Origin of the sequence: Tritonibacter sp. SIMBA_163, from assembly GCF_046535935.1 — a bacterium.
Classification (GTDB): Bacteria; Pseudomonadota; Alphaproteobacteria; order Rhodobacterales; family Rhodobacteraceae; genus Epibacterium; species Epibacterium scottomollicae.
The window spans coordinates 1-7,539 of record NZ_JAWJBP010000041.1 but is presented as its reverse complement, the minus strand read 5'-3'; the positions used below and the strand labels follow the sequence as shown (position 1 = coordinate 7,539).

6 protein-coding genes and 2 pseudogenes are annotated in these 7,539 nt (G+C 58.2%); all 8 read right to left on the bottom strand.

Translation table 11 applies throughout. The annotated features are described in order from the left end of the window. Positions 1-345: 345 nt before the first annotated feature. Positions 346-1,281 carry a GDP-L-fucose synthase family protein gene (locus R0J92_RS21065; protein ID WP_411053071.1) on the bottom strand — a complete coding sequence of 312 codons (936 nt, stop codon included), beginning with the start codon at positions 1,279-1,281 and terminating at the stop codon, positions 346-348. A gap of 2 nt (positions 1,282-1,283) precedes the next feature. Next, positions 1,284-2,405, bottom strand: coding sequence for a GDP-mannose 4,6-dehydratase (gmd, locus tag R0J92_RS21060; RefSeq protein ID WP_411053070.1), 1,122 nt, complete (start codon positions 2,403-2,405; stop codon positions 1,284-1,286). A 64-nt stretch (positions 2,406-2,469) separates the two neighbouring features. Next, on the bottom strand, positions 2,470-3,657 hold the full coding sequence (locus R0J92_RS21055) for a DegT/DnrJ/EryC1/StrS family aminotransferase (RefSeq protein WP_411053072.1): 1,188 nt from the start codon (positions 3,655-3,657) through the stop codon (positions 2,470-2,472). An 8-nt stretch (positions 3,658-3,665) separates the two neighbouring features. After that, complete coding sequence (locus R0J92_RS21050) at positions 3,666-4,439, bottom strand: glycosyltransferase family 2 protein (protein WP_411053069.1); 774 nt, start codon at positions 4,437-4,439, stop codon at positions 3,666-3,668. Next, entirely contained in the window at positions 4,432-5,259 is an 828-nt protein-coding gene (locus tag R0J92_RS21045) for an NAD-dependent epimerase/dehydratase family protein (protein WP_411053068.1), read from the bottom strand. Before R0J92_RS21045 ends, R0J92_RS21050 begins: the two co-directional genes overlap by 8 nt. After that, the gene (locus R0J92_RS21040; RefSeq protein WP_411053067.1) at positions 5,256-6,257 is read right to left on the bottom strand and encodes a glycosyltransferase family 2 protein; all 1,002 of its coding nucleotides are present in this window, start codon (positions 6,255-6,257) and stop codon (positions 5,256-5,258) included. The genes R0J92_RS21045 and R0J92_RS21040 overlap by 4 nt, the downstream gene beginning before the upstream one ends. Positions 6,258-6,573: 316 nt before the next feature. Continuing rightward, positions 6,574-6,894: pseudogene (locus tag R0J92_RS21035) on the bottom strand (integrase core domain-containing protein); the annotation flags it as partial. Between the two features lie 55 nt (positions 6,895-6,949). After that, a pseudogene (locus R0J92_RS21030) lies at positions 6,950-7,450 on the bottom strand (IS5 family transposase); the annotation flags it as partial. Positions 7,451-7,539 lie beyond the last annotated feature (89 nt).

Here is a 7,539-nt window from a genome sequence, read left to right as displayed (position 1 = left end):
GCCTGCCATCTCGTCGTCCTCCTGAAAACGGGATATTCCTATCCCAAAAGGTGGACCACTTCAGTGGGGGCACTCCATACCCTACAATGTGAGGCCGGGACAGCGTATTTCTGTAAATGCGATAGGTCTTCTTGGCGCTGATCTCCCAGCCCTCCCGGCGCAGCAGCGCATGCATGCGCCTGTAGCGGAAGCGCACGCGCGCCTATCCACCTATGCCCGCAATGATAGCAGCGGTTGGTGGGAGAGCAGTTCATCCGATTAGCTCATCGCCCGACAAAATCCTTCAAGGAAGGTGTTCACAGGTGTAAGTTATCAAACGAAATCAACACCTCGAGTGCTATTGGTTCAGCGTTCGCGCCAAGGGGGGGATGCATAGGTATCGGCTATGCCAGCCCGTAGCGTGCGAGCCCCGGACCAGCCCATTGCCGTCAACTGGCTGCTGTCCATCAGCTTGCGCGGAGTCCCGTCGGGTTTGCTGGTATCAAAGACCAGCTCGGCTTGGTAGCCGACCACCTCGGCGATCGTTTCGGCGAGGGTGCGTATGCTGACCTCCTGCCCGGAGCCGACGTTGATATGCTCTGCCCCGGAATAGTGCCGCAAAAGGAAGACCAAAGCATCGGCGAGATCATCGCAATGTAGGAATTCGCGCAATGGCGTGCCAGACCCCCAGAGCGTCACCTCCGCTGCACCGCGCGCGCGGGCCTCATGAAATTTTCGTAACAGCGCCGGCAGGACGTGGCTCGTCTCAAGATCGTAGTTGTCGCCCGGACCATAGAGATTGGTCGGCATCGCCGAGATCCAGTCGCGTCCATATTGCCGGCGATAGGCCTGCATCAGCTTGATTCCGGCGATCTTGGCGATGGCGTACCATTCGTTGCTACTCTCCAGAGGGCCGGCCAAGAGACTTTCTTCGGGGATTGGTTGGGGGGCGAATTTAGGATAGATACAGGAGGAGCCGAGAAAGAGGACCCGTTCCACATCCGCGGCATGGGCCGCCTCGGCGAGATTGGTTTCGATTTGCAAGTTATGCAGCAGAAACTCTACCGGATAGTCGCTGTTGGCCTTGATGCCGCCAACCCGAGCAGCGGCCATCACGATGGCATCAGGCCGGTTTTCCAGCATCCAGTCCATCACCGCCTGCTGACGGGTCAGATCAAGGACCTCGCGCCCAGCGGTAATCACCTCGCAGCTTTCACGGGCAAGCCTGCGCACCACGGCAGCGCCAACCATGCCGCGGTGCCCCGCAACATAGATGCGTTTTCCGGTAAGATCGTAGGTCAACTTCAGCCCTCGACGCTCACCGGCAGGTCATAGCCATGGGCCTTGAGGAGCGCATGGCGGCGGGCGGTTTTCAGATCCTCTGCGATCATCTCTGCACACATTTCCTGTACTGTTATTTCCGGCACCCAGCCTAGGTTTTCCTTGGCCTTCGTCGGATCGCCCAGCAGGGTTTCCACCTCGGCGGGACGGAAATAGCGCGGGTCGATGCGCATAATCACGTCGCCAGGCTTCAGCGCAAGTGCTTGATCCCCCTCGATGGCCGCCACTGTGGCGACCTCCTCGGTCCCGTGGCCGGAGAACTCCAGATGTATACCCAATTCCGCGGCGGCCCAAGAGAAGAACTGGCGCACGCTATATTGCACTCCGGTGGCGATGACATAGTCTTCCGCCACCTCCTGTTGCAGCATCATCCACTGCATCCGCACATAATCCTTGGCATGGCCCCAGTCGCGCAGACTGTCGATATTGCCCATGTAAAGGCAGGGTTCCAGGCCTTGTGCAATATTGGCCAGGCCACGGGTGATCTTGCGGGTCACAAAGGTCTCGCCGCGGCGCGGGCTCTCGTGGTTAAAGAGGATACCGTTGCAGGCATAGATACCATAGGCCTCACGGTAGTTGACCGTGATCCAATAGGCATACATCTTTGCCACCGCATAGGGGCTGCGCGGATGAAATGGCGTGGTCTCGCGCTGCGGCGTTTCCTGCACGAGGCCGTAGAGTTCAGAGGTGGACGCCTGATAGAAACGAGTCTTCTTCTCCATGCCTAGAAAGCGGATCGCCTCCAGCAGGCGCAGGGCACCGATGGCGTCCACATCGGCGGTATACTCCGGTGCCTCGAAACTGACGGCAACATGGGACTGTGCACCCAGGTTGTAGACCTCGTCAGGTTGCACCTCCTGAAGGATGCGCGTCAGGTTCGACGTATCGGTCAGATCGCCGTAGTGCAGTTTGAACCGAGCGTGGTTGGAATGCGGATCCTGATAGATATGATCGATTCGATCGGTGTTGAACAGAGATGCGCGGCGCTTGATGCCGTGCACTTCATAGCCCTTTTCCAGCAAAAACTCCGACAGATAGGAGCCGTCCTGACCGGTCACACCGGTGATAAGCGCACGTTTGGTCATGGTGTCCTCAGTTTCTTGAGCGCCCCCCTTTAGTAGGGGGCGAGAATTTTGGGCGGGCCTATCGTCAGGCGCTTCGCTTTAGGGGCAGGTCGAACGGGCTGGCCACGGCGTTGAAACACTCCGTCACACGAGCGATATCTGCTGCGTTCAGGTTGTGGTGGTTCGGCAGGTAGATACCGTAGTCATGGATCATATCCGCTTGCGGCAGAACCTGGTCACCATAGGCGCGTACCCAAAAGGGATGGCGTGCGATATTGCCGCAGATCAGCGGCCGGCATTCGATATCCTCGGCCTTAAGGGCGCGGGCAACCTCCATACGGTTTTCCACCAGGGTGCCATAGGCGAAGGAAGACAGCAGATCGGTGTCGCTGTCCTGGCGGAAAAAATTCGGCAGCAGCTTTGCGTAGGTGTCAAAATTCGCAGCCCGCCTGGCGCAGATACGGTCGAGTTTTTCCAACTGCTGCAACCCGATATAGGCCTGAAGGTCGGTGGAACGCAGATTAAAGCCCGCATAATAAAAGGTGTAGAGATTACGGAATTCATCCACATTGTGGCTGCGTTGTAGATCGGCCTGCCGAGCGGGTGCCAGATCTCGGCTCCACCCGTGCGAGCGTAGCGACAGCATCACCTGATGCAACTCCGGATCATCGGTAACAACCATACCGCCTTCGATGGTAGAGATATGGTGGCCGTAGTAGAAAGAGAAACTGCCCGCCAAGCCGTGGCAGCCCAGTTTGCGTCCATCAAAGCTCGACCCCAGTGCCTCGCAACTGTCCTCCAGCAGGATCACATCATATCGATCGCAGATCGCCCTAATCTCGCGCAGATGATTCGCGTGACCCAGCACATGCACCAGCACCAGCATTGAGGGGGCCTCCGCGCGGCAGAGCTGCTCCAGATGGTCGAGGTCAAGCCCAAGGTTCACCGGATCACAATCGCACAGCCGCACATCGAACCCCAACTGCATCAACGGCGATACGGTTGTCACCCAGCTTACCGCCGGCGCGATCACCTTGTTGTTGCGCAGACGCCCGGCCTCCTTGGCGGCGTAGATCATCAACAGGTTCGCAGAGGAGCCCGAATTGACAAAGACCGCGTGATTGCACCCCATCCAATCGGCGAAAGCGGCTTCGAACTGGGTCGTCACCTCGGCCTTGGTCAGCCGGTTGCCCGCGAGCATCCATTCGGTAGTCGCCTGAAGATCGTCCTGCGAGATTGTCTCTTCGGCCAAAAGGACGGGTTTCACTACCATCTCTGTCGTCATTGGGAAGCCCTCACCATCTGCATGGCTTTCAGTTCGACATAGAAGGCGCGCACCTCGTTATAGGCGGCGGCAATCTCTTCTTTCTTGCGGGCATCCTTCAGGGCATCAATGGTGATGCTGCCGTCATGGGCACGGAAACTCGCCAGCGGCTCTTTGACGAAGCCGAGCTTGGGGTAGCGCAGCATCGACAGGAGCGAGGCGAAGATATCCGGCCCCACGCCGTGGTATTCGCTGCGCTGCAGCGGCAGCCGGCCCTGATAAAGCGCATCAATCAGCACCTGTTTGCGAAACAGAGCTGCGCCAGGCGAGATGAGCGAAGCGACGATATTGTCCTCCGCCAGGTGGTTTTCAAACGTGCCCGTCGTCGGCAGCCATCCCAGGAACTGGGTCATCAGTTGCTTGCCGCTATGTTCGTCGATCACTTCGGCACCACTGAAGGCAAAACCGACGTCCTCGCCCATCACGCCCAGGCATTTCTCGATGAAGGTCTCGGCGATCCAGTCGTCGTCATATTGCAGGTGCACATAGATACCGTTGGCGTGCAGAATCCCATCAAGCCAGCAGAAATGCGGGCCGAAATCACGGTCTCGGCGCACATAGGTAATCTTGTCGCCGTAGCGCGCCGCCACAGCCGGCGTATCGTCTGTGGATCCATGATCGACCACGATGACCTCGCAGGCATGGGTCTGGGCCAAGGCGCTGTCTATGGCCTTGGGTAACATCCCGGCACGGTTAAATGTGGGGATGACGATGGAAACGGTTTCAGTCATTTGCTTCTCCGAGGATGCCATTCAGCAGCGAGACGTCGGGAACCAGTGTGGTGTCGGTTCCAATGGGTTTGATCTTGAGCGGGAAGGGCGCAAGGCTTTGGGCAAACTCCGCCACGGTCTGGGCCCGCCCGGAGCCGAGGTTTACCACCCCGTCGAAGGACGACAGCGCCAGACGCACCAGTTGCTGCGCCGCAGCCTCGGCCGTGAGGAAATCGCGCAGGCTACCGGCACCATGAAGTTCAAAGGTTGCCTCCGGATCGGCGGTCGCCAGTCGTCGTTCCAGCGAGGGGCGCAGATAATTGCCAGTTTGCGCCGGATCATGAAGTGAGAACAACCGCGCGACACAAAGCGCGCGCCCAGTCTCGGCGCAGATCTCGCGGGCGGCCTGTTCGCCAAGAAGTTTGGTCTTGCCATAAACCGAAATCGGCACTGTCGGGTCGTCCTCGCGGATCGGGCGATCCTGAGCGGCGTAGACATGACCCGAGGAGCAATGCACCAGCCGCGCAGCTTGGTGCCCCCCGACTCCCGCTTCGACGTCTGGCAGGGCCGCCAGCAGGTTGATGGTGCCGCCAGTATTGACCGCATAGCCGCGCGCGGGATTGGCCAGAACGGCGTCCACCGGCACAAGGGCGGCCAGATGCACGACCAGATCCAGCGGCCCCGCCGCCCGCAGTGCATCGGAGGTCGCGGCCAAATCTGTGAGATCAGCGCTGTTGCATAGAACCGAACAACCCGGAACCGCACGTTCGAGCGCCACGCGGACGTGACGACCGAGAATGCCGCGACTGCCGGTCAGATATATGCGGAGTGGCTGTTTCATACGTTTGATTGCGCAGCGGTCGCAGGGCTGCGACCGAACAGGGTCAGATATTTATGCGCCAGGGCCTGGCTCTTGCTTTCCGCCAGATTGCGCGGTGCCGGCAAGATCGGTCCAGCAGGAGCAGATTGAGTATTCGGCTGAGGCATGTGGTTTTGCCCACGGGAAATCTGTTGGGCAAAAGAGACCTTGTGGACCCCGTGGAGGCGCAGTTTGTCCTCGTCGTTATGAGGACGAAACTCAGCCTGGTTGTCGGGGGAGGAGTAGTACCGCCCGATGACTTTGGGCAGACGTGCCACTCTGTGTCGCCCCCGCAGCAAGCGTTCCCAGAAAATTCTGTCCCCGATCGACAAAATGGGGTCCCGGTTGCCGAAATAGGTCGGATACCAGCGCTCGGCCTTGTCCAGATCCCACAGGGTTGCCGGGCCAAAGGTTCCTCGTTCTCCGGTGCCGCTGCCCAAGCGTAGGCTGGCACCTTTGCTCAACGGAATTGGGGGCCAAATGGGGTCGAAACGCGTGGATTTGAAATCAGTAGCAACAAAGGTCTCGGTCTGGAAATCATGGTCGAACCGTATGACCCACTCCCCGCCAATGAGCGCGGCATTCTGAGACTGCAAACCGCGCAACAGCAGCTCAGCGGCATTGGAGGCCAGCCGGTCATCCATATTGAGGTTCATCACATACCGCGTTTGCGCCAACGCCACTCCTGCGGCCCAGGCTTCATAGATAGTCAGCGGCTTTGAAAAAGAATGCCAAGGTGCTTCCAACCAGTCAGGCGCACTGTCACCATTGTCGAAGATATAGCACGGCTCAACCTGAATCGATTGCTGCCTCAGATTCTCCCAATGAGATCTGAGCAGGTCGAGCTTATTGTTTTGCTTATGCCAGACTGCACATAATACCGTGACACGCGGACGCCACGTTTTTGATTCTTGGGGAATGTTGTGAGATGTCAAGCGCATGTTATGCTTCTTCTCCGCTGTACCAAGTGACTTTGTCATGACGCCAACCTCTCCGGTCGCTAAACTTTTACTAAAGAAAATGTCTTAAGGTACGATTAAGCACACCTGCCCGATTAACACTGCGGATCGACCTTGTCGCACATATCGGCGAGGAGAACTTGCCTTGCAACTCCAGTGACTTAGAAGCAGCCTATACCGAAATCCTACCCCAACCGATATCTCCACACTCGAAGCCATCGCAACAGATCACCCAACAAACCAGGTCGACGACCTGCCTCCCTGGGACTTAACCCGTCAGGTTAATACCAAACGGTCGTCAGACGTCGCTTGAGCAGCCCCACTTGAATGGTCCAGTTTAAAAGTTAGTGCGTTGGTCCATCGGGACTGTGGCCTCTGGCGCAGGTGGGCGGTAGTACAGAGCGCTGTGGGGTCGTCTGATGTTGTAGTGTTTCCTCCAGCTTTCAATGATTATCTGAGCTTCGTGTAACGAATAGAAGATTCAATCGTTCAGCAATTCATCCCGCATTCGCCCGTTGAAGCTTTCGCGGTTTCCGTTCTCCCAAGGGAATCTTGGTTCAATGAAAGCAGTCGTGGCCCTGACAGGTTTGATCCAGCTTCTGACGGCCTCAGTAATGAACTCAGGGCCAATATCTGACCGAATGTACGCAGGCACGCCGCCGGCATTGTTGCAGAACCCAGCAACTGAGCGAGCTTTCCCTTTCCCATTGAGTTCAGGCCATGCGTTCGATCTCGGCCATGCCGAGCTCGTTGAAGCGGTTCATGAGAGCGAGACGGATGTGGATTTCGGCGGTCTGGCGATCGCGGTCTCGTGAGGCGATGTATTCGCCGAAGGATTTTAGGCCTCGCATCTTTGCCTCAATCCGACTTCGGACATGATAGCCGGCCCATCGCTTCCAGATGGCACGCCTTAGGTGCCGGGTGGCGCGCAGGATCTCGTTGCGAGCCGTTGCGGCCGGACAATCTTCTTTCCAACGACGCCCGTTCTTGCGGATGGGGATGACGGCGGCGGCGCCTCGATCCAGGATGGCCGTATTGTAGCGGCGCGTGTCGTGGACGCCAGTACCGGTCACGGTGCAGATCAGTTCCTCTGGCGGCACCTGGCTCAGCAGTTCGGGCAGGACCGGACTGTCTCCTGTGTCACTAGAGGTGAACCCCACCGCACGGATGTCGCCGGTGCCGGTGTCCATCGCCAGATAGACTTTGCGGTATTGGCACGGCTTTGTAACATAAATCGCTTTAGGGATTCACTGTGTGAATTCAGCATGATAGCTGGGCGACATGAGCAGTTGGGCGCCTACGA